Source organism: Christiangramia sp. (genome assembly GCF_029937855.1).
Taxonomy (GTDB): Bacteria; Bacteroidota; Bacteroidia; order Flavobacteriales; family Flavobacteriaceae; genus Christiangramia.
On record NZ_JAPYPC010000010.1, the window covers coordinates 78,203 to 101,538 of the forward strand.

The following is a 23,336-nucleotide window of genomic DNA, read 5'->3' on the forward strand; positions in this document are numbered from 1 at the left end:
AATGGTACCTGATTCAGCTCCTAACTGATTTTGATTTTTAATTACTTAAGATCTCAAATAAATTCCGGCCGACGTTTTTTCGACTTTTTAGACAGCTTCTTTTTCTTCCTCGTTTTATTCGTTACTTCAGGCTGTTTAAACTCGCTTTTAAGGCTTCAATCTTAGCTTCAGCATCTGCTTTCTTCGCCTTCTCAATGGCTATTACCTTTTCTGGCGCATTATTCACAAAACGCTCATTAGAAAGTTTTTTATCTACAGATTTCAGGAAACCTTCTGTATAATTCAATTCCTCCTGAATCTTTTTCTTTTCGGCTTCCACATCTATAGCCCCTACGATCGGGATGAAATATTCATTAGATCTCACCCTAAAAGAAAGCGCCCCATCTACAGATCCATTTACATATTCAAAATTAGATATGTTTCCCATTTTAGAAATTACACCATCAAATGTTGTAGAAGTATTTTCATTATTAAGGACTCTAAGCTCTATTTCATTTTTAAAGGAAATATTCTTGTCTTTTCTAATCTTTCTCACTCCGGCAATAACTTCAGCAGCATGCGAAAACTCTTTAATAATATTTTCGCCGAATTCTCTTTCTTCTGGCCATCTTGCAACAATCAAAGCCTCTTCCGGCGAACGTTCCTTTATTGCCTGCCAGATCTCTTCCGTTACAAATGGCATAAATGGATGCAATATTTTAAGGTTATCTTCCAGAATAGCAATTATAGCCTTATAGGTCTTGCCGTCCATCGGCTCACCATAACCTGGTTTTACCATTTCTAAAAACCAGCTACAGTAATCATCCCAAATCAATTTATAGGTAGACATCAATGCATCACTTATCCTATATTTTGAATAATGATCTTCTATCTCCCTAATTGTCTTCTGAAATTTAGCGGTGTACCAGTCGATTGCCATTCTCGCTGTTTCCGGTTGCTCGATTTCTTCTGAAATCTCCCAACTCTTTACCAGACGGAAAGCATTCCATATTTTGTTTGAAAAGCTACTTCCCTGCTTACAAAGATCTTCGTCGAACATAAGGTCATTACCCGCAGGAGAGCTCAACAACATGCCTACACGAACACCATCAGCTCCATATTGCTCTATTAATGCAAGCGGATCTGGTGAGTTCCCCAGGGATTTAGACATTTTTCTTCGCTGCTTATCCCTAACTATACCTGTAAGATAAACATTCTTAAAAGGCCTTTCACCTCTATATTCATAGCCCGCCATGATCATCCTGGCTACCCAGAAAAATAATATTTCAGGAGCAGTAACCAGATCGTTTGTGGGATAATAATATTGTATTTCTTTATTTTCAGGCTCTAAGACTCCATTGAAGACACTCATTGGCCACAACCATGAAGAAAACCAGGTATCCAGCGCATCTTTATCCTGAGTAAGGTCTGAAACCTGTAATTCTGAGTTTCCAGTAGCTTCACGAGCTTTCTCAAGTGCTTTTTCGACTGTTTCAGCAACTACAAAATCGTTCTTACCGGTTCCGTAGAAATAAGCCGGAATTTGATGTCCCCACCAAAGCTGGCGAGAAATATTCCAGTCACGCACATTCTCCATCCAGTGTCTATAGGTATTCAGGAATTTTTCAGGAACAAGGTTAATATCATCTCCAAGAACCGCTTCTATAGCTGGCTGAGCCATTTCCTTCATCTTTAAGAACCATTGATCGCTCAATTTTGGCTCGATCACGGCCCCCGTTCGTTCACTGGTTCCTACTTTATTTACATAATCTTCCACCTTAGCAAGAAAACCAGAAATTTCAAGCTCTTCAACAATTTCAGCACGAACCACAAAACGATCTTTTCCCTCGTAATGCAACCCGTAATGATTTAAGGTTGCATCATCATTAAAAATATCAATAACCTCAAGATCATGTTTGTCCCCAAGATTTTTATCGTTTTCATCATGAGCAGGAGTAACTTTTAAACAACCTGTTCCAAATTCCATATCTACATATTCATCTTCAATAATGGGAATGGTCCTGTTACAGACAGGTACAATGGCTTTTTTTCCGCGTAAATGAGAAAATCTTTCATCATTTGGGTTGATACAAATTGCTGTATCCCCCAAGATAGTTTCAGGCCTTGTAGTTGCAATGGTAAGATAGTCTTCCGTCCCGTCTACTTTATATTTCAAATAATAGAGCCTGGCATTTCGCTCCTCATAATTCACTTCTTCATCAGAAAGTGTGGTCTTCGCCTGTGGATCCCAATTCACCATGCGGTAACCGCGATAAATTAGGCCTTTTTCATATAGGTCCACAAAAACTTTTATCACTGAAGCAGACATATCCTCATCCATCGTAAATTTGGTTCGTTCCCAATCACAGGAAGCGCCCAGCTTTTTTAATTGCTGAAGAATGATTCCACCATGTTTATTTGTCCATTCCCAGGCATGTTGTAGAAATTCCTCACGACTGAGATTATTTTTATCAATTCCTTCCGCCTTAAGTTTGGCTACAACTTTAGCTTCGGTAGCAATAGAAGCATGATCTGTGCCGGGTACCCAGCAGGCATTAAAACCTTTCAGCCTGGCTCTTCTCACCAGTACATCCTGGATAGTGTTATTCAGCATATGGCCCATATGCAATACACCGGTAACATTGGGTGGAGGGATTACAATGGTATATGGCTCTCTTTCATCGACTTCTGAATGAAAATAATTATTTTTCATCCAGTAGTCATACCACTTATCCTCTACTCTTTTCGCATTATATTGTGAAGCAATTGCCATTTCTTGGTCTGATTTTTGAAATAATGGCAAAAGTAATTATTAATACAGGATTATGAAAGTTACTGAAATGATTAAAATTTTGAGATTTGAACTATTTCCGTGTATCTTTACTAATCCGATTAAAATCTAAAAATTATGAAAAAACTAATTGCAATAGCCATATTCGTTCTTGCCGGTGTGGCAACCGCCCAGGCGCAGAAAATAGCAAAAATCGAGTTTAAATCTGAAACAATCGACTACGGTGAAATAATGAAAGGCAGTGATGGAGTAAGAGTATTTGAATTCACTAATGTAGGAGATGCTCCTTTAGTAATTGAAGATGTGAAATCCAGCTGTGGATGCACTGTTCCTAAAAAACCGGAAGAACCGATTATGCCTGGCGAAAAAGGCGAAATTGAGGTTAAATACGATACGAAGAGAGTGGGACCTATTAGAAAGACAGTCACTGTTTATTCTAACGCCGAGGAACCCACAAAAGCTCTTAAGATTAAAGGACTTGTAAAGGAAGAGTCCGGAGACAGTAAATAATTTTTTTTAAATATTTGAAAAAGCCTTCCAAACGGAGGGCTTTTTTTATTAAAAACCAGTCGTGGCCAATTAAAATTTAAAAATAGAGCTAAAGCCTGTATTTTTAAATATTCAAAGCTTTTTACGACTAGCTATATCCTGCTTTTAAAAATTTTTGAATAATGGCTTCTTTTGAAAACATAAATTCTACTCACTTTGTTTATTAGTTAGTTAAGTCCGAATTTAATTTCTACTAATAAAAAGCGAAGCGGTCTAATTTCTTTGACCGTTCATGAATAATTAAAGATCATGGATAATTACCCTAAGATTATTATTGATTAATATATTAATTTTGCAATTTTGCACCGCACAAATTATAAGCTATGCCTAAGATTTCTACCAAAGGGCTGGAAATGCCTGAATCCCCGATAAGAAAATTGGTTCCTTTTGCCGAAGCAGCAACTAAAAAAGGAAGAAAAATATATCAACTCAATATTGGTCAACCCGATATTAAAACTCCCGAAGTTGCTTTAGATGCCGTAAGAAAACATGATATTGAAGTACTTTCTTACAGCCATTCTGCTGGTTTCGAAAGTTACCGTAAAAAATTAGCAGGCTATTACCAAAAAACTGCCCTTCCTGTTAATGCAGAAGACATCATTATTACTACCGGTGGTTCTGAAGCCCTGCTTTTTGCCATGGGTAGTATTACAGATCCCGGTGACGAAATAATTATCCCGGAACCATTTTATGCCAATTACAACGGATTCGCTACAGCTTCAGGAGTAAAAATAAGACCTATCGAAGCCAGTATTGAGAATAATTTTGCATTGCCCCCTATTTCAGAATTTGAAAAATTAATTTCCGATAAAACAAAAGCTATTGTTCTTTGCAACCCCGGAAATCCAACGGGATACCTTTATACCAAAGAAGAGGTGCAACAAATTGCCGATCTTGCTTTAGAACATGACCTTTTTGTGGTTTCAGACGAAGTATATCGCGAATTTGCTTACGAAGGAGCTGAACATCACTCCATCATGAGCATTCCAGAGCTTGCTGAAAATGCTATTATGGTAGATTCAGTTTCCAAGCGCTACAGCATGTGTGGAGCCAGAATAGGCTGTCTGGTTTCAAAAAATAAAGAAGTAATTGCTACGGCCATGAAATTTGCCCAGGCAAGATTAAGTCCGCCAACTTTTGCACAAATTGCCAGTGAGGCTGCTTTAGATACTCCGCAATCATATTTTGACGATGTGATTGAACAATACACTTATCGAAGAGATCTTCTTGTAAACGGCCTTGAAAAGATTGAAGGTGTAAAAGTTGCCAAACCAAAAGGTGCATTTTACTGTATCGCTGAACTACCTGTTGAAGATGCAGATGATTTTGCAAAATGGCTTTTAGAAGATTTTGAAGACGATAATGAAACGGTCATGGTTGCCCCTGCTGCAGGTTTTTATTCTACACCAAACACAGGAAAAAACCAGGTGAGAATAGCTTATGTTTTAAAAAAGGAGAATCTTGAACGCGCTATCAATATTCTTGAAAAAGCTTTAAAACAATATAACAAGCAGTCTTAATGCAAATTCTGCGAAATTTCTCCCTAAAAGATCATAATAGCTTTGGCATCGATGTTAGGGCAGATAAGTTTATTTCTATTGAGAATATTGATGATCTTAGAAATTTACTGCGGAAAAATTATGCTTCAGAATTATTTATCCTTGGAGGCGGAAGTAATATGCTGCTCACAGGAGATATTCATAAAACAGTACTTCATATCGCCCTGAAAGGTAAAAAAATCATTTCTGAGACCGAGAATGAGGTTACTATTGAGGTTTCCGCTGGTGAGAACTGGCATGAATTGGTTCTATGGACTTTAAAGAATAATTACGGCGGACTCGAAAATCTTTCGCTAATCCCAGGAAATGTTGGTACTGCGCCAATTCAAAATATAGGGGCTTATGGAGTTGAGTTGAAAGATACTTTTGTTAGCTGTAATGCTATGAATGTTCAAACCTTAGAACAACGGGAGTTTACGCTAAAAGATTGTGAGTTCTCCTATCGCAATTCAGTCTTTAAAAATAAGCTCAAAGGGCAATATATAATCACTTCTGTAAAATTCAGGTTAACAAAAAAAAATCATCTATTAAAAACGGAGTACGGTGCTATTCAAGCTGAATTAGAGAAAGATAACATAAGCTCCCCCAGTATACAGGACATCTCGAATGCAGTAATAGCAATAAGAAAATCAAAGCTTCCAGATCCAGAAGAAATTGGAAACAGCGGAAGTTTTTTTAAAAATCCTATAATCGGAAAAGATCAATTTGCCAAGCTAAAAGAAAAATTTCCTGAAATCCCTTCCTATGAAGTATCGGAAGAAAAGATAAAAGTCCCTGCAGGATGGTTAATTGATAAGGCAGGTTTTAAAGGATATAGAGATGGAGATGCCGGTGTTCATGTGAATCAGGCGCTCGTTCTGGTGAATTATGGATTAGCCACGGGTGCCGAAATTTTAGCCCTTGCAAGGCAAATCCAGGAAAAGATAAAAGCTCAATTTGATATTGATCTTGAAGCAGAAGTAAATATTATATAAAAAGAGGATCCAGAAACTGGATCCTCTTTTATTAATAAGCTTAAATATTATTATGCTTTCGTCATTACTACCGTATCAATAATATGTACTATTCCGTTTGAAGCGTCCACATCAGCCTGTACTACAGTAGCCTTATTACCAGCTTCATCTGTAAGAATAACATTTTCACCTTCCAAAGATGCGGTAAGTTCCGCTCCGTTTAGTGTAGCGATCGTGTATTGTCCATCATTATCGTTGATCATCTGCACCAGTTCCTGAGAGGTAATCTCATCTTCTACCACATGATATTCTAATAAATCTCCCAATTTAGAATGATTTTCCTCTTTCATCAAATTATCAAGTGTTGCCTTATCTACTTTATCAAAAGCAGCATTAGTAGGAGCAAAAACAGTATAAGGCCCTTCACCTACTGTAAGCAGCTCGTCCATCTGAGCAGTTTGCAAAGCACCAGCTAAAGTACTAAGGGTATCTGTTTCCATCGCTTTTGCCGCAATACTATTGGATTCCATTTCCATTCGTTCCTGTTCGGCCTGCATTACAGCCTCCCTTTCGGCCTCCATTTGTTCCATACGTTCTTTCTCTTCCTGTTCTTTCTTCTTATTATCTTCACATGAAGTAAAGACAAGAGCTGAAAGAGTCAGAACGGTAAATAACATTTTAAATTTCATAATTGTAGTTTTTCTGTGATTAACAGTGCAAGATATTGTGTAAAAGACAGTTATAACCACACTTGCGATTAAAATTTAGTTAAATAGTGTAAAGGTTATATTAATGATGATCTGGATTTTCAGAAGCTTTATTTTATTGTTATTTTTGCATCAGAATCTTTTTAGATATGAAATTATTTATAATCAGTATCGTTTTGCTTGGTCTTGCTTTTGCCGGAATTGCGATAAAAATTTGGGGAAAGAAGGAAGGTAAATTTGCCGGAACCTGCGCAAGCCAAAATCCTTACCTGAATAAATCTGGAGAACCCTGTAGTTTTTGCGGTAAATTGCCTGATGAAATAGAAAATTGTTCAGATACTCCCAAGACCAAATAGACTGAATGGCAACATTTTTACTTGGGTTTTTCATTTTTGTAAGTCTGATCAATCTAATATATTTTATATCTTTTTTTTCGTTTGCAACTACTGGCGTAAACAGCAAATTACATCCAGAAGTACCTGTTTCAGTAATTATCTGCGCTAAGAATGAAGAAGAGAATTTAAAAAATTTCCTGCCATCTATCATAGAACAGGATTATTCCAATTTTGAGATTATTGTAATAAACGATGCTTCTTCAGACAACACTTTAGAAGTAATCGAAGAATTCCAAAAAATAGATCCCAGAATTCAGATTGTGGATGTTCAGAATAATGAAGCTTTCTGGGCTAATAAAAAATATGCCCTTACCCTCGGCATTAAAAAAGCAAAGAACAAACACCTTTTATTTACCGATGCCGATTGTGCCCCCCAATCAAAGAACTGGATCAGGGAAATGTCCAGGAACTTCCAATCGGGAAATACTATAGTTTTAGGTTATGGCGGCTATTTTCAGCATTCAGGATCCTTGCTTAATAAACTTATAAGATTCGAGACCCTGCTTACCGCCATTCAGTATTTTTCTTATGCCCGTTTAGGTTCTCCTTTTATGGGCGTTGGAAGAAATCTGGCTTATACCTCTACCCTATTTTATGAATTAAAAGGTTTTGCCAGTCATCTGCATCTAAGATCTGGCGATGATGATCTTTTTGTAAATGAAGCGGCTACGGCAGATAATACAACCATCTCTATTCACCCGGATTCCTTCACAAGAAGTGTTCCCAAAACTAATTTTTCGGAATGGTTTCAGCAGAAGAAAAGACATGTCTCTATTGCAGGAAATTATAAGACAAAACATAAAGTTCTATTAGGCGCCTTTTATATATTCCGGCTTATTTTCTGGTTATTGCTGGCAGGACTTTTAATTTTTCAGATCTATCCTGAAATAGTGTTGAGTATATTGGGAATCAAATTAATTACAGAAGCATTCATCTATTTAAAAGCAGCACAAAAACTAAATGAGACAGATGTGGTCTGGCTTTTCCCATTTTTCGATGTATTTCTAATTTTCTTTCAAATGGTTATCTTTATCTCCAACCTCATTTCAAAACCAAAATATTGGAAATAAATCCGGAACAACTTCTTAAAAAAATCAGGGAAGCAAAGGGCGGAAGTCAGTCTGCCTTCAATTACCTGCTTGATAAATACTGGAATGATGTATATGGATTTCAGTTAAAAAAAACCAGGAATGAATATGAGTCTGAAGATATTACTATACAAACTTTTTCAAAGGCTTTTAATAAAATAGACACTTTTGATGAAAAGTACTCTTTTACCACCTGGCTTATTGCGATCTCTAAAAATATTCACATAGACCAGGTTCGAAAAAGAAATTCTTCCATCACCTCCAGGACCTCTGTACATGATGAGGAGCGGGTTTACGAAATAGTAGATGAAACTCCTGGGATTGAAGATAAACTTATCAAAGAGCAAAACCTGGAACAGTTGCTCGCAGATATCAAGCAGTTAAAACCGCATTATCAGGAAGTGATCAACCTTCGGTTTTTCCAGGAAAAATCCTATAAGGAGATAGCGAACAGCCTTAATGAACCTATGAACAATGTTAAGGTTAAATTGCTTAGAGCCAAAAAGTTATTAGCTGAGATTATTGAATCCAGAAATACTTAAGTAAGGAATTAAATCCTGGTGAGTCTAATTTATGCAGTTCAGCTTATTATTGTATCTTTGAACCTCTAGATTTTTGCTATGAATACAGACGTTGCGCCCGTAAAATCAAAAACAGAAAGAAAGCCAAAACCAAAATGGCTTCGTGTTAAACTTCCTACCGGAAAAAAATATACTGAATTAAGAAGCCTAGTTGACAAGTATGACCTTCATACTATCTGTACTTCAGGTAGTTGCCCCAATATGGGCGAATGCTGGAGTGAAGGAACGGCTACTTTTATGATCCTGGGAAATGTTTGTACCAGATCCTGCGGATTCTGTGGTGTGAAAACCGGAAGACCGGAAACGGTAGATTGGGATGAGCCAGAAAAGGTTGCCAGATCTATAAAACTTATGCAAATAAAGCATGCCGTGGTAACCAGTGTAGATCGTGATGACCTAAAAGATATGGGATCTATTATCTGGGCTGAAACTGTAAAAGCCATTAGAAGGATGAATCCTGAAACCACTTTGGAAACTTTGATTCCAGATTTTCAGGGAAATGAAAGAAATATAGATCGTATTATTGAGGTGGCTCCAGAGGTTGTTTCTCATAATATGGAAACCGTTCGAAGACTAACACGTGAAGTTAGAATTCAGGCGAAATATGACAGAAGTCTGGCCGTGCTTAAATATTTAAAAGATAATGGTATTAGAAGAACCAAATCTGGTATTATGTTAGGCCTTGGTGAACAGGAAGAAGAAGTGATCCAAACGCTAAAAGATCTTCGTGAAGCTGGAGTAGATGTGGTCACTATTGGCCAATATCTACAGCCGAGTAAAAAACACTTACCTGTAAAACAGTTTATTACGCCAGATCAATTTAAAAAATATGAGCAAATTGGTCTTGAATTAGGATTTAGACATGTAGAAAGTAGCGCGCTGGTTAGATCTTCTTACAAAGCGCAAAAACACATTAATTAGTCAGTCAATGGCTAAACCTATTAATATTGCCATCAATGGTTTTGGCAGGATTGGAAGAAATTTATTCAGAATTCTTCTGGAACATCCCAGAATTAATGTTGTTGCTATAAATGACATACATAATGCCCAAAGCCTTTCTCATCTTTTAAAATACGATAGCATACATGGCAGGTTGCAGGAGAATATTTCATATTCAGAAGAAGGAATTGTAATAGATGGTAAAACTACCCCATTATTAAACTATAAAACACCTTCTGAAATTCCCTGGGAAAACTATAAAGTTGATGTTGTTGTGGAAGCTTCGGGACAATTCAAAACTGAAGACACCTTGGAAGGACATTTAAAGAAAGGGGTGAAAAAAGTTATATTATCTGTACCTCCGCAGGATGATCATATTAAAATGGTTGTTTTAGGCGTGAACGAACATATTTTGGATGGTTCAGAAAAAATAATCTCCAATGCCTCCTGTACTACGAATAATGCTGCACCCATGCTAAAGGTGATCCATGATCATTTAGAAGTAACCCAGGCGTATATTACCACTGTACACTCCTATACTTCAGACCAAAGTTTACATGACAAACCCCACAGAGACCTTAGGCGAAGCCGGGCTGCCGCTCAATCTATAATTCCAACAACTACCGGCGCAGCGAAGGCTTTAACCGGTATTTTCCCAGATCTAAGTGACGTTATTGGTGGCTGCGGAATAAGAGTACCGGTACCAAATGGATCTTTGACCGATATGACTTTAAATGTAGAGAAAGAAACTTCTATTGAAGAAGTGAACTCTTTATTTAAAGAAGCATCCCTTGGAACTTTCAAAGGAATTATTGAATATACAGAAGATCCCATAGTCTCTATTGATATTTTAGACCGCAGTGCTAGTTGTATTTTTGATGCGCAAATGACTTCGGTAATAGGAAAAAAACTTGTGAAATTGATTGGTTGGTACGACAACGAAATTGGATATTCTAATCGTCTTATCGATTTAATTTCACTCATTAACGATAAATAGCTATATTTAACGACATTAACAGCTTCTAGCTATTTTCCCGAATGAAAAATATAAAGCTTATTGCCTTATTATTTTGGAGTCTTATTGCCTTTGGTTTTCAGGAATCTTCGCCGCAGGAGTATTCCAAGCCTAAACCTGAACAAATAAAGGTGTTACTTACCGAAGCAGAAAATTCTATCGATATGATGGAATTTGATAAAGCACAGGAACAGTTAAATAGATCTTTAGAATATGCCACAGAAATAGATCACGAACGCTATATTGCTCTTACCAGTAGCATACTGGCAAGAATGTATCAAGTGCGGCATGAATACGACAAAGGGATTACCCAGTTAGAAAGGGCCATCTCCATACAACGAAAAATTGATGATAAACAAGGTTTAGCATATTCCTATGTTCTGTACTCTAAAATTCTAAATTCTAAAGGAGAAAGGAACCGGGCCTTAAATTATCTGGATCTGGCCAAAACATATTACGAAGCTGAAGAAAACAGTGAACAGCTTGGTATAGTATCCCTAAATAAGGCCGTAATATACTTACAAAACGAAAACACTTATGACAGAGCATTATCTGAATTAAATAATGCCGAAATATATCTACAGGATAGCACCAATCCCTATGAACTTTCCCGGCTTAACTATTTCTTAGCCAGGGCTTATTCACACAAAGGTGATCTACAAAAAGCCGAAACTGCTGCTTTGGCCTCTTTAAAAATTGCCCAGCAGGGCGGTTATACCGGCATGACAATGTATAGCTATGGTATTCTTAGTGAAATTACTGAAGATCAAAACAATCCTCAAGCAGCCCTCGATTACTTACAGAAAAGGGATGAAGTGCGTGAATATATATTCAATTTAAATAAAGAAGCACTTCAATCTGAAGTTAACGAAAGAGAAGGTGTAGATGCATTAAAAAGTACCTTAGATGAGCTAACCGTGAGAAACGCTGAGCAGGAAAAGACCTTAAAGGTTAACAAACTCACTACTATCTTAAGTGTAGCATTAATTACAATCCTCTCTTTGTTGACCTTATCTCTTTATAAGAATAATAATTTACGGGCACGTGCCAATGAATTGCTTCAAAAGAAAAATTCTGAATTAACCTTGGCTAAGGAAAATGCAGAAAAAGCTTCTTTAGCCAAAGTCCAATTTCTAACTACCATAACCCACGAATTAAGAACGCCTTTATATGCCGTGACCGGTTTAACACATCTCCTTTTAGAAGAGAGTCCTACAGAAAGTCAGAAAGAACACCTTAATTCTTTAAAGTTTTCTGGAGAATACTTATTATCCCTTATCAATAATATTTTGGATCTCAATAAACTGGAAGCAAACAAGGTAGAGATCGTAAAATCTGATTTTGATCTGAAAAAAAGAATGTCTGATGTGCTTATTGCCTTAAAAAATTCTGCAGACGAAAAAAATACCAAAATCCATTTCGATTTTGATAAGAAGATCCCTAAAAAACTTATCGGTGATCCTTTAAAAATATCACAGATACTTATCAACCTTCTGGGAAATTCTATCAAATTTACTGAAAATGGGGATATCTGGATTTCCGTTAAACAAACCGCGCAAAAAGATAAAAAAGTTTCGTTGCTTTTCGAAATTAAGGACAATGGTGAGGGAATAGGAAAAGAAAAACAGAAAGCGATATTCGAGAATTTCACTCAGGGATCCACGCAGATAAACAGGAAATTTGGTGGAACAGGATTAGGTCTTTCCATTGTTAAGAACCTTCTAAGCCTTCTAAATAGCGAGATTGAACTGGAGAGTGAATTGGGAGAAGGTTCTAAGTTTACTTTCAACCTGGATTTTGAAGCTCCAGAAGCAGAAATTAAAAATACCGTAGCTCCGGTTGAGGCTGAAGAACCAGAACTTACCAATGAGATTATGGAAAATAAACGTATCCTTGTGGTAGAGGACAACAAGATCAACCAAATGATCACGCGAAAAATCCTTGAAAAGAATAAAGTTATCTGTGATGTGGCAGATAATGGGAGTATCGCCATTGAGAAAGTTCAGAATAACGATTTCGATTTAATCCTTATGGATATACATATGCCGGGAATCAGCGGGATTGAAGCAACTATAGAAATTAGGAAATTTGATACAGAAATTCCTATTATTGCTTTAACAGCAGTGACACTGGACGATAACCTTGATGAATTTTACCTGAATGGTTTTAACGATATAATTCCCAAGCCCTATAAAACGGAAGAGTTCTTCCATAAAATCAACAAATATCTAGCCTCCAGAGAAACAACGGTTTAGACTCTTTGGCACAGGCTTTGCAATTAATTAGGCAGTAGAATTATATAGACAGAAAGAAATATATAGTTTGAATTAGCCAAAAATAAAATGGGGTGTTTTTACACCTCATTTTTGTTTTATAAAATTGAGGATTTCCGAATTAAAATCCTCCTGGTCTTTTAAAAAATTAACCTGAATAGGAAGGTAAAACAACCTTCCTAATTTCAGTTTATCTTTTAATCTCATATAATCCTTCTCTGTGGTAATTATTGCAGAAAGCTTCTGTAACTCCCTTATTTCCTTATTAGAGAAATTATGATGGTCTCGGTATCTAAAATGATCCGGCTCAATATGCTTTGATTTTAAATACTCTATTAGAGGTTTGGGATTTGCAATTCCTGTGACCAGGCTAAATTCTTCTGAGTCGATATTTTGCAGTTTTAAACTTTCTGCTGCTGAAAAAATTTTATCTGCATATCCTATGGATGTAAAGAATACTTTCTGATGAGGCAATGGATTCAAAGCATTTCTGATCTCTTCCATTTCTTCACCTGAAATATCTTCAGGACACTTTGTAACTACGATAACATTTGCCCTGCAAGCGCCTGAAGCCGATTCCCTTAAATTCCCTCCCGGAAGCAGTAAATCATTCACATAAAGATCTCCATAAGCTGTAAGCAACATATAAAATCCGGCTTTCACCTTTCTATGCTGAAAAGCATCATCCAGCAATATCACATCCGGAGAGTGTTTTCTAAGCTCTTTAATGCCTTCCCTTCTATTGGTATCTACCGCTACAATACTTTTTGTAAATTTGTTCTTGAATTGTAATGGCTCATCGCCAGTTTCAGCTGCAGAATCTTTTACTTCAACTATTCTAAATCCTTTACTTTTTCTTTTATAACCCCGGCTTAATGTGGCTATTTTAAACTCTTTATGAAGAATATCCAAAAGATACTCGATCATAGGTGATTTACCCGTTCCACCTGTATTCAAATTCCCAACACAAATCACGGGAGTACCAAAAGATTCAGAATTAAGTATATTCAGATCAAAAAGCAGGTTCCGAAACCCGGTAACACCATGATAGGCTACTGAAAAAGGATAAAGTAATTTTCTAAGATTCGGCATGTAAGGCTATCTATAATATTTATATTTGATGGTTAATCGCAAAACTATTTTGAAACTGGAAAATTTTTCTTCATACTGCTTGTTCAGGAACCAATTGGAAGCTAAAATATTAAATTATGATTATAAAAGAGGTAATTAAGCTTATCGAGGATTTTGCGCCCACCGGTTATGCAGAAGATTTTGATAATGTAGGATTGCTGGTGGGCGATTCTTCCGCCAAAGTCAGAGGAGCCTTAATCACGCTGGATACGCTGGAAGCTACTGTAGACGAAGCTATTTCAAAAGATTGCAATTTGATCATCAGCTTTCATCCAATAATATTTTCAGGTTTAAAAAAATTGACCGGCAGAAATTATGTGGAAAGAACAGTACTAAAAGCGATAAAAAATGATATCGCCATCTACGCGATTCATACTGCGCTGGACAACCAGTATAAAGGAGTGAATGACATGATTGCCGAAAAATTAGGACTAATTAATAGAAAAATCTTAATCCCAAGGAAAGATTCCATTAAAAAGCTCACCACATTTGTTCCCGTCCAGGATTCAGAAAAAGTAAGAGAATCCTTATTTGAGGCTGGAGCTGGCAATATAGGGAATTATGATAATTGCAGCTTTAATATTTCGGGAAAGGGCAGTTTTAAAGGTAATGAGGATTCTAAGCCTGTTATTGGCGAAAAAGGAAAAGTGCATTTTGAAGAGGAAATTCAAATTGGGGTGACTTTTAAATCCCATTTGGAAAGTCAAATTTTAAAGGCTCTTTTTGAAGCACATCCCTATGAAGAAGTAGCCCTTGAAATCCATACCCTTGAAAATAAAAATCAGCATCTGGGAATGGGTATGATAGGCGAGCTTGAGAACGAGGTAGATGAAGAGCCATTTTTGAAGCATTTAAAATCTACTTTTAAAGCTGGTTGCGTTAGACATTCAAAATTATTGCAAAAACCCCTTAAAAAAGTTGCGGTGCTTGGAGGAAGCGGTGCTTTTGCTATTGAAAATGCAAAGGCCGCAGGGGCAGATATTTTTATAACAGCAGATCTCAAATATCATGATTTCTTTAAAGCCGAGGAAAATCTGGTGCTGGCAGATATTGGCCACTACGAAAGCGAACAGTTTACAAAAAATTTACTATATTCTTTTCTTAGCGAAAAAATTAGTAGTTTTGCACTTATTTTAGCAGATACAAATACCAATCCAATACATTATTTATAATATGGCGAAAAAAAACGATGTTACTGTAGAAGACAAGTTGAGATCACTGTACGATCTTCAGTTGGTGGATTCGCGAATTGATGAGATTAGAAACGTACGCGGTGAATTACCTCTGGAAGTAGAAGATCTGGAAGATGAAGTAGCAGGTTTAAACAGGCGCCTGGAGAAACTGGATGCGGATATAGAGGTTATTGATAACGACATCAAGAACAAGAAAAACCAGATCGAGGAGTCTAAGACTACCATCAAAAAATATTCTGAACAGCAAAAAAATGTTCGTAACAACAGGGAATTTAACGCTTTAAGCAAAGAAGTTGAATTTCAGGAACTCGAAATAGAACTTGCAGAGAAGCATATTAAGGAATATAAGGCTAAGATCGAACAGAAGAAAGAGGTGATAAGCCAGACAAAAGAAAAACTTTCTGAACGTAAGGAGCATCTTAAGCATAAAAAAAGTGAGCTGGACGAGATCCTTAAGGAAACTGAGAAAGAAGAGCAGGCCTTAATCGATAAATCTCAGGAATATGAGAAAAACATCGAAGACAGGCTCGTTACCGCTTATAAAAGAATTAGAAGTAATGTTAAGAACGGTCTGGCGGTTGTACCGGTAGAGCGTGGAGCTTCCGGAGGTTCTTTCTTTACAATTCCACCACAGGTGATCATGGAAATTGCCGGTAGAAAAAAGATCATTACAGATGAGCACAGTGGAAGGATCCTTGTAGATGAGGAGCTTGCAAAAGAAGAACAGGAAAAAATGGAAGGGATGTTCAAAAAGTTCTAAACTTGAACATCTTTTAAAATTACAGACTGCCTGAGAAATAATAGTAGGATCTTTTAGATCTGAAGCAAAAATTTTTCAGGCAGTTTTTTATGTCAAAAAGTCTTTCCCTTTCGTTGCATTAACATGTATTTCACAATAAACTTCAATATATACGCTATCTTTAAGGAACCCAATTTGTTTATTATGAGAACTGCAATAATTGTTTTGTGTTTATTCTTTTGTTTTACATCCTGTAATGATTCTACTAAAAATAAAAAAACCGAAAGCAATTCAATTCAAAACGATTCCATACAATATAAAGATGACATTGGAACTTCGGCACAAGACCAACCTATACAGCAAAATAATTCAGATACTGAAAGAGATTTAGATAAAAAACCTACTTCTGAAGGTAACAATGAAAAATCTTCAAACCCCATTTCAGCCGGGGTGTATATAAATACCGAGCATCTGGCAGACACTAACTGTAATTGTTATTGTATTGATGTGAAGCTTAACGCAACTTCCGATCTCTGCCTTACTAAAGATAATTTATTTATTAAAGGACGATTTGAGCAGCGTGGAAATAACATCAACATATACTATTCAGGAAAATCTGCTGGGAATACTGATTCTAAAATTCCCTGGGATGATTTTGAAACTGGTACGCCCATTGCTGTATTAAGTCCTACTGCCAACGGCGTAAAACTCGATTGGAAAGGTTTTTCTATTGATGGGGAAATAGCCATTGATTACGCTCTATACGGAAAAAAGACCCTTGAAGGAACTTATAAAAAGAAATAACTATGAAATTTTTAATATTTAATTTTCTTAGCCTGGTAGTTTTGGCTTGTGGAAATCAAACTAACAACAATGTCACCAAACCTGAAATTGCCAATGCCGAGCCAGTAAGCGTTTCAGCGGAAAATGGAATGGAAAAAGCTTATTTTGCCAGTGGCTGTTTTTGGTGTGTAGAAGCTATCTATGAAAGTGTTGAAGGTGTAGACGAAGCTATCTCTGGATATGCAGGCGGTCACACCAAAAATCCTACCTATGAAGAAAGTAATACGGGAAAAACCGGGCATGCTGAAGCGGTTGAAGTTATCTATGACCCGGAAGTGGTAAGTTTTAAAACATTAGTAGAGGTTTATTTCGGTTCACAGGACCCAACACAGGTAAATGGCCAGGGACCTGACAGAGGCTCACAATACCGCTCTATCATATTTTATCAAAATGCAGAGCAAAAAAAGATCATTGAAGAGGTTAAGGCTAAAGTTGCACAGAACTATAATGAACCTATAGCTGCTGAAATTTTACCATTCCAAAAATTTTGGCTGGCTGAAGATTATCATCAGAACTATGAAAAAAAGAATCCTCGCAACCCTTACATCCAGAAAGTATCCATTCCAAGACTAAATAGATTCAAAGAAAAATTTCCTGAAATACTTAAGGAAGAAGTGCATTAAAAATAAGGCTGTCTAAAAATCCTTATTCCGTTAAGCTGGACTCGTTTCAACTTCTTATTGATGATTTTTCAATTAATTAAGATCCTGAAATAATTTAACAGGATGACGATCTTAAGACTTTTTAGACAGCCTCTATTTATTTTCGAATAAGTTCAATAATCTTATTTTCTATTTCTTTACTATCCCACTTCTCTTCAATTTGCGGAATTTTCATAACCTCATCCATCACCCTTCTCTGGTAATCCCCTATTTTCAAAGCTTCGGCATAGGCCTTATCTGAAAATGTAACCCGGGAATAAAGCGGTGCCCAAAGATCTGGATGATTCTGGGCAAATTTCTTTTCAATTTTTTTTCTTAATAAAAATAAGGGATCGGCAGTTTTACTGCTCATCTCTACAAAATTGCGATAGCTTAATTCAGCGATCGCATCGGCATTAGGTTTGCGCTCAGTTTGGTATTCTTCGAAAATCTGCTGCCAGTCATTTCCATATTTATTGATTTTTTGATTCAGCACAGAAATATCTTCAAAACCAGCATTCATCCCCTGCCCGTAAAATGGAACGATAGCGTGTGCAGAATCTCCCACGAGCGTGATCTTATCAAAATAAGACCATGGAAAACATTTAATTGTCACCATGGCACTGGTTGGGTTTTTAAAAAATTCCTTCTTTAGATTTGAAATTTCATCCTTGATATCCGGGAAATAATTTTCAAAAAACGTATCTGCCTGCTGCTCCGTTTTAATACTTTCAAATGAAACTTCTCCTTCAAATGGCATAAATAAAGTACAGGTGAAGGTACCATTAAGATTGGGCATGGCTATGAGCATAAATTTTCCACGGGGCCAAATATGAAAAGAAGAATTATCAAGTTTATGAGAGCCATCCTCATTTGCCAGGATGGTAAGTTCTTTATAGCCAACATCTATAAAATGCTGGGAATAGTTAAACCTGCTCTGGCGCTGCATTTTATGGCGTACCCTGGAAAAAGCTCCATCTGCCCCAAAGATCAAGTCGAATGTATATTCTTTCCAAACGCTTTTTTCAGATTCACCCGTATAAAGCCTGGCTTCCTGCATGTCTACATCCCAGATCTTTTCTTCAAAACGAAATTCAGCACCGGCAGATTCAGCCAAATCGATCATCTTTCTATTAAGAACTCCTCTTGAAATGGAATAAATAGCTTCACCCTCCTCACCGTATTTCTGAAAATAGACCGGCTGGCCTTCCACATGCATCGCCCTTTTATCCAATGGCAGGGCAAGCATCCTTATTTCTTTCTCAATACCTGCTTCACGTAAGGCTTTCCAACCCCTGTTAGACATGGCAAGGTTAATAGACCTTCCGGAAAACTGAACTTTTCTCACATCTGGTCTACGATCAAATACTGTAACTTTATGTCCCTGTTTCCGTAGGAAAATAGCGAGTAAGGATCCAACAAGTCCAGATCCTACAATTGCTACATCTTTTTGTTTTTGCATGAATTACTTTGAAAATAAATCCCCGTAGAGGTATAAATGCCGAAGATTATAATTATTCCTATTTGCGAAATTACTTAATTAATATGAAACTGGCAGCCCGGCATCCGGAATCAATAAGACTATATTCCTTATTTCATTTATAATATAATTAACAGCGAAGAAGGATCATATCCGGTAATTTTAAGAAAAAACAACGTATGGATACAAAACCACAGGCCTTGTTACAAGCTTTTACGCTGGGCAATCTGAGCATTAAAAACAGGATAGTCATGGCTCCAATGACCAGAAGTCGTGCAGATAATCCCGACAAGGCTCCAACAAATTTGCATGTAGAGTATTACAAACAACGTGCAGGAGCCGGGTTAATTATCACGGAGGGTACCCAGGTTTCAGAAAGAGGAATTGGCTATGTTAATACACCGGGCATCCATACTGCAAAGCAGGTTGAAGGTTGGGAAAAAGTAACGGAAGCAGTCCATGAAAAAGACGGTAAGATATTTATGCAACTATGGCATGTGGGAAGGATATCACATCCAAAATTCCATAATGGAGAAAAACCATTAGCTCCAAGCGCTATAAATCCCAATGAAAAGGTTTACACCCCTGAAGGCTTTGAAAAAACTGTAGATCCTAAAGAAATGAGTATTCAGGAAATACAGGAAACTATTCAGGAATTTAAGCATGCGGCGCAAATGGCGAAAGATGCTGGATTTGATGGAATAGAAATACATTCTTCTAATGGATATCTCTTTCACCAGTTCTTCAATAAGAATGCAAACATAAGGACCGACGATTATGGCGGAAATATACCTAATCGAGCTCGTTTCTTTTTTGATGTTCTCGAAGCCGTAAGCGAGGTGTGGCCAGAAAATCAAATTGGATGCAGGTTTAATCCTTCCCTACATAAGTCTTTCGGAATCACTGCAAGTGAAGAAAGTATTCCTACTTTTGATTATATTATTGAAAAATTAAATGCCTATGATCTTGCTTATATCCACCTCTCTGAACCTTTTACCGATGTAAGTGAAATTCCTTACCTGGAAACAGAAATTGCCAGACATTATAGAAAGATCTATAAAGGAACTTTAATGATCAATGCGGGATTCGATCGGGAATCTGGAAATAAAGTAATTGAAGATGGCGATGCCGATCTGGTATCTTATGCAAAATGGTTTATTTCAAATCCCGATTTACCAGAGCGATTTAAAAATAAATGGCCATTGGCTGAATATGATGAAGATACTTTCTATACAACCGGTAAGAAGGGATATATTGATTATCCCCCATATAAAGAATAATAAAGTATCATAATTTTTTTATAAAGCTGTTTTAAAAGCTGTTAAGAATTTTTGGACCAGCTAATGCTTAAGGTAAATTAGACTAACTAAAAATATATATTATGGATCAGGCGAAATTAGACCATATGAGGTCTACTTTGAATAAACTTGAAGATATCAAGAATACCCAGAGCAGTATAATTGATAAAATTAATCATGTGATCACAGATTTATTTGAGCATCCCGACAAAAACCTTGAAAAAGTTATGGAAGATGCCCACCAGAAAGCTTCAGATAATATAGATGCGATAAGGGAAGCGATGGAAGATTATGAAATGGAAATCAATAAAATGGAGAATCAGGATTAATTTAAAAATACATTAACAGGCTTTTGAACGAGTAATCAATAAATTGAGGTCAGTCGAATAAACTGACCTTTTTTTATGAAGCATATTAGCTCCAATGACATGGATCAAATGAAAAAGATTTTTCGTTTGAATTTAATAAATAGCTGTACCGGCTATAAATCTGCCAATTTAATAGCGACAAAATCTCAAAATGGAAATCCCAATGTTGCTGTTTTTAGCTCGGTTACTCACATGGGCAGCAATCCCGCCATGTTGGGATTTATAACGCGACCGCTTAGCGTGGCCAGAAATACTTACGAAAACATAAAAAACACTTCCTATTTTACGGTTAATCATATCCATGAGAAAATGATTGAGAAAGCACATCAAACTGCTGCCAAGTATGATGAGAATATTTCAGAATTTCACAAAACCGGGCTAACAGAAGAATACCTGGACGATTTTCACGCCCCGTATGTTAAGCAGTCGGAAATTAAATTAGGCTGTAAATATCTAAATGAATACGAAATAAAGGAAAACAACACATTACTTGTTGTCGCATCTATTGAACATATTTATTTTGACGAAGGTATACAAATGCCAGATGGATGGCTACGTCTTGATGATGCAGGAACCGTTGCAGTGAACGGATTAGATGGCTACTCCCTACCCAACCTGCTGGATAGATTCCATTACGCCAGACCTGGTGAGGAAGTAAAATCCTTTTTCAAAAAAGGAAATGGATGAAAATATTAAGAAAGAAGATCTTCCGGGAAGGATTTTTCCAATTTACAGAAGACCTTTTAACTGACAAAAAAATAGGAGAAAAACTGGAATGAAATAAAACCTTGCTGTTATCAGTGCCGGAAAAATAAATATGAGAATCGGATTAACTTGGTTTAGCAATATTTCTATAGGCTTACTTATAAAATTGTACGATCCAAAAAGCGAATATCAGGATTTATGGCTGAAAAATTAAAAAGCTTAAGACTAATTTTAGGCGACCAGTTAAACCACCAACACAGCTGGTTTAAGGAAGATCAGGATCATACTACATATGTAATGATGGAAATGAGGCAGGAAACAGATTATGTGGTTCATCATATTCAAAAAATAATCGGTTTTTTTTGCGCTATGAGGAATTTTGCAGATTATTTACAGCAAAGGAACCATCAAGTGATCTATCTTAATATAAATGATTCACAGAATACGCAGAAACTCGATGAAAATATAAAAAAACTAATTGCAGAAAATAATTTTGAAAAGTTTGAATATCAGCTTCCAGACGAATACAGACTGGATGAGCAGTTAAAAAAGATATATAAAGACTTGAGCATAAAAACTGAAGTTTATGATACCGAACATTTTTACACCCAAAGAGATGAGCTTGCTAAATTTTATGAAGGCAAGAAGCTATTGGCCATGGAGTATTTCTATCGCAACATGCGAAAGAAACACGGTATTTTGATGCTGAATTCTAAAGACCCGGAGGGAGGAAAATGGAATTTTGACAAATCTAATCGAAAGAAATGGAAAGGAGAACCAGAAATTCCTCATGAACGGGGTTTTAGAAAAGATGTATCCAATATTCTGAAAGAAATAGAAAAAGAAGGTATCAAAACCTTGGGATCTGTTCAGGAGAAGGATTTCAACTGGCCCACATCCAGGGAAGATTCCCTTTCGGTTTTAAATTATTTCTGTAAAAACCTCTTAATACATTTTGGAGATTACCAGGATGCACTGCATACGAAAGAGGTCTACTTATTTCATTCCAGATTATCTTTCAGTTTAAATATAAAGATGCTAAGCCCTAAAGAAGTAATTAATTCTGTGGTAGATTATTATTATGATCATAAAGAGGAGATTGATATTTCACAGGTAGAAGGATTTGTTAGGCAAATTTTGGGCTGGAGGGAATATATGCGAGGGGTGTACTGGAAAAAAATGCCAGGCTATCAAAGATCAAATAAAATAAGAAACCAGAATATTCTGCCAGATTTTTACTGGGATGCGAAAACAAAAATGAATTGTCTGCATCATTCTATAAAAAATAGTCTTGAAAATGCTTATGCCCATCATATACAAAGATTGATGATCACCGGTAATTATGCCCTGCTTACCGAAACACATCCAGATGAAGTAGATGCCTGGTACCTGGGAATTTATATAGATGCTATAGAATGGGTTGAAATTACCAATACCAGAGGAATGAGTCAGTTTGCAGATGGCGGAATTGTTGCCACAAAACCCTATGTTTCCAGCGGAAATTATATCAATAAAATGAGCAACTATTGTAAAAATTGCCATTATAAAGTGAGTAAAAAGACCGGAGATGATGCCTGTCCATTTAACAGTTTGTACTGGAATTTTTTAGATTCCAAAAAAAACTATTTTAAAGATAATCAACGTATGAAAATGGTGTACAGCCTACTAGATAAAAAGGATTCAGAAGAAATGGAAAAAATGCGAAAACGGGCTCGAAAAATAATTCAAAACCCTTCTGATTTTTAGTACTTAACGTTAAAGCAAGGTTAAATGCCTTATAACCGCTTCATCAATTGTCTAAATTAGTATTGGAATTAATCAACAATTTAACTAACAAATATTAACTAACGGCAAGCCTTGTGCCTGTCTTAAAATCAATTAACATGAGAGATTTAATCTGGCTTATTATCGTTTTACTTGTCATTGGATGGCTGGTAGGATATTTTGCATTTCCAGACCTGGGAAGCATTATTCATATTCTAATAGTATTAGCCGTTATCCTTATTCTTTATAAACTGCTTACTGGAAGACGATTATAAATATTTAAAATAACCGAACAGAACCCTTTGAGAAATCAAAGGGTTTTTTCTTTTTTCAAAATACCAAAAG

General features: G+C 36.4%; 22 protein-coding genes. 18 read left to right on the forward strand and 4 right to left on the reverse strand.

Annotated elements, in window-relative coordinates; all coding sequences use genetic code 11:
* Nucleotides 1-121 precede the first annotated feature (121 nt).
* A complete protein-coding gene (locus Q1K34_RS07630) occupies nucleotides 122-2,752 on the reverse strand; it encodes a valine--tRNA ligase (RefSeq protein ID WP_300436745.1) in 2,631 nt (876 codons plus the stop codon).
* Nucleotides 2,753-2,887: 135 nt separating this feature from the next.
* On the opposite strand from Q1K34_RS07630, the gene Q1K34_RS07635 reads away from it, so the two are divergent.
* The 3 genes from Q1K34_RS07635 (at nucleotide 2,888) to murB (ending at nucleotide 5,852) form a co-directional block, all read left to right on the forward strand.
* Nucleotides 2,888-3,280 (forward strand): DUF1573 domain-containing protein, encoded by a 393-nt coding sequence (locus Q1K34_RS07635; RefSeq protein WP_300436748.1) that lies wholly within the window; start codon nucleotides 2,888-2,890, stop codon nucleotides 3,278-3,280.
* A gap of 362 nt (nucleotides 3,281-3,642) precedes the next feature.
* Nucleotides 3,643-4,839 (forward strand): pyridoxal phosphate-dependent aminotransferase, encoded by a 1,197-nt coding sequence (locus Q1K34_RS07640; RefSeq protein ID WP_300436750.1) that lies wholly within the window; start codon nucleotides 3,643-3,645, stop codon nucleotides 4,837-4,839.
* Nucleotides 4,839-5,852: a UDP-N-acetylmuramate dehydrogenase gene (gene murB, locus Q1K34_RS07645; protein ID WP_300436753.1), complete on the forward strand. Its 1,014-nt coding sequence runs from the start codon at nucleotides 4,839-4,841 to the stop codon at nucleotides 5,850-5,852. The genes Q1K34_RS07640 and murB overlap by 1 nt, the downstream gene beginning before the upstream one ends.
* Nucleotides 5,853-5,902: 50 nt before the next feature.
* Here the strand turns inward: murB and Q1K34_RS07650 are convergent, their stop codons facing one another.
* Nucleotides 5,903-6,520: a fasciclin domain-containing protein gene (locus Q1K34_RS07650; protein WP_300436755.1), complete on the reverse strand. Its 618-nt coding sequence runs from the start codon at nucleotides 6,518-6,520 to the stop codon at nucleotides 5,903-5,905.
* Between the two features lie 167 nt (nucleotides 6,521-6,687).
* On the opposite strand from Q1K34_RS07650, the gene Q1K34_RS07655 reads away from it, so the two are divergent.
* The 6 genes from Q1K34_RS07655 (at nucleotide 6,688) to Q1K34_RS07680 (ending at nucleotide 12,811) form a co-directional block, all read left to right on the forward strand.
* Nucleotides 6,688-6,894, forward strand: coding sequence for a membrane or secreted protein (locus Q1K34_RS07655; RefSeq protein WP_300436758.1), 207 nt, complete (start codon nucleotides 6,688-6,690; stop codon nucleotides 6,892-6,894).
* 5 nt (nucleotides 6,895-6,899) lie between these two features.
* Nucleotides 6,900-8,003: a glycosyltransferase gene (locus Q1K34_RS07660; protein ID WP_300436761.1), complete on the forward strand. Its 1,104-nt coding sequence runs from the start codon at nucleotides 6,900-6,902 to the stop codon at nucleotides 8,001-8,003.
* A complete protein-coding gene (locus Q1K34_RS07665; RefSeq protein ID WP_300436763.1) occupies nucleotides 7,994-8,563 on the forward strand; it encodes a sigma-70 family RNA polymerase sigma factor in 570 nt (189 codons plus the stop codon). The genes Q1K34_RS07660 and Q1K34_RS07665 overlap by 10 nt, the downstream gene beginning before the upstream one ends.
* A 78-nt stretch (nucleotides 8,564-8,641) precedes the next feature.
* On the forward strand, nucleotides 8,642-9,523 hold the full coding sequence (lipA, locus tag Q1K34_RS07670; RefSeq protein WP_300436765.1) for a lipoyl synthase: 882 nt from the start codon (nucleotides 8,642-8,644) through the stop codon (nucleotides 9,521-9,523).
* A 7-nt stretch (nucleotides 9,524-9,530) separates the two neighbouring features.
* On the forward strand, nucleotides 9,531-10,538 hold the full coding sequence (gap, locus tag Q1K34_RS07675) for a type I glyceraldehyde-3-phosphate dehydrogenase (protein ID WP_300436768.1): 1,008 nt from the start codon (nucleotides 9,531-9,533) through the stop codon (nucleotides 10,536-10,538).
* Nucleotides 10,539-10,579: 41 nt separating this feature from the next.
* A complete protein-coding gene (locus Q1K34_RS07680) occupies nucleotides 10,580-12,811 on the forward strand; it encodes an ATP-binding protein (RefSeq protein ID WP_300436771.1) in 2,232 nt (743 codons plus the stop codon).
* Nucleotides 12,812-12,916: 105 nt separating this feature from the next.
* On the opposite strand, the gene lpxK is transcribed toward Q1K34_RS07680, so the two are convergent.
* Complete coding sequence (gene lpxK, locus Q1K34_RS07685) at nucleotides 12,917-13,921, reverse strand: tetraacyldisaccharide 4'-kinase (protein WP_300436773.1); 1,005 nt, start codon at nucleotides 13,919-13,921, stop codon at nucleotides 12,917-12,919.
* A gap of 116 nt (nucleotides 13,922-14,037) precedes the next feature.
* Here lpxK and Q1K34_RS07690 point away from each other — a divergent pair, with 116 nt between their 5' ends.
* From Q1K34_RS07690 to msrA, 4 genes are all read left to right on the forward strand, one after another.
* A complete protein-coding gene (locus tag Q1K34_RS07690) occupies nucleotides 14,038-15,132 on the forward strand; it encodes a Nif3-like dinuclear metal center hexameric protein (RefSeq protein WP_300436776.1) in 1,095 nt (364 codons plus the stop codon).
* Between the two features lies 1 nt (nucleotide 15,133).
* On the forward strand, nucleotides 15,134-15,913 hold the full coding sequence (locus Q1K34_RS07695) for a C4-type zinc ribbon domain-containing protein (RefSeq protein WP_300436778.1): 780 nt from the start codon (nucleotides 15,134-15,136) through the stop codon (nucleotides 15,911-15,913).
* A 183-nt stretch (nucleotides 15,914-16,096) separates the two neighbouring features.
* Complete coding sequence (locus tag Q1K34_RS07700; RefSeq protein WP_300436780.1) at nucleotides 16,097-16,696, forward strand: hypothetical protein; 600 nt, start codon at nucleotides 16,097-16,099, stop codon at nucleotides 16,694-16,696.
* Between the two features lie 2 nt (nucleotides 16,697-16,698).
* Nucleotides 16,699-17,358, forward strand: coding sequence for a peptide-methionine (S)-S-oxide reductase MsrA (gene msrA, locus Q1K34_RS07705; RefSeq protein ID WP_300436784.1), 660 nt, complete (start codon nucleotides 16,699-16,701; stop codon nucleotides 17,356-17,358).
* A 136-nt stretch (nucleotides 17,359-17,494) separates the two neighbouring features.
* Here the strand turns inward: msrA and Q1K34_RS07710 are convergent, their stop codons facing one another.
* Nucleotides 17,495-18,838, reverse strand: a complete 1,344-nt coding sequence (locus Q1K34_RS07710; RefSeq protein ID WP_300436787.1) for an NAD(P)/FAD-dependent oxidoreductase — start codon at nucleotides 18,836-18,838, stop codon at nucleotides 17,495-17,497.
* Nucleotides 18,839-19,035: 197 nt separating this feature from the next.
* Between Q1K34_RS07710 and Q1K34_RS07715 the strand changes: the two genes are divergently transcribed.
* The 5 genes from Q1K34_RS07715 to Q1K34_RS07735 all read left to right on the forward strand — a co-directional run bounded on the left by Q1K34_RS07715 (nucleotide 19,036) and on the right by Q1K34_RS07735 (nucleotide 23,266).
* Nucleotides 19,036-20,136, forward strand: a complete 1,101-nt coding sequence (locus Q1K34_RS07715; RefSeq protein WP_300436790.1) for an alkene reductase — start codon at nucleotides 19,036-19,038, stop codon at nucleotides 20,134-20,136.
* A gap of 101 nt (nucleotides 20,137-20,237) precedes the next feature.
* Nucleotides 20,238-20,483 carry a hypothetical protein gene (locus Q1K34_RS07720; protein WP_300436792.1) on the forward strand — a complete coding sequence of 82 codons (246 nt, stop codon included), beginning with the start codon at nucleotides 20,238-20,240 and terminating at the stop codon, nucleotides 20,481-20,483.
* Nucleotides 20,484-20,558: 75 nt separating this feature from the next.
* Nucleotides 20,559-21,209 (forward strand): flavin reductase, encoded by a 651-nt coding sequence (locus tag Q1K34_RS07725; protein WP_300436795.1) that lies wholly within the window; start codon nucleotides 20,559-20,561, stop codon nucleotides 21,207-21,209.
* A gap of 216 nt (nucleotides 21,210-21,425) precedes the next feature.
* A complete protein-coding gene (locus tag Q1K34_RS07730) occupies nucleotides 21,426-22,973 on the forward strand; it encodes a cryptochrome/photolyase family protein (RefSeq protein WP_300436798.1) in 1,548 nt (515 codons plus the stop codon).
* Nucleotides 22,974-23,110: 137 nt separating this feature from the next.
* Entirely contained in the window at nucleotides 23,111-23,266 is a 156-nt protein-coding gene (locus Q1K34_RS07735) for a lmo0937 family membrane protein (RefSeq protein WP_011710576.1), read from the forward strand.
* The last annotated feature ends 70 nt before the right edge of the window (nucleotides 23,267-23,336 follow it).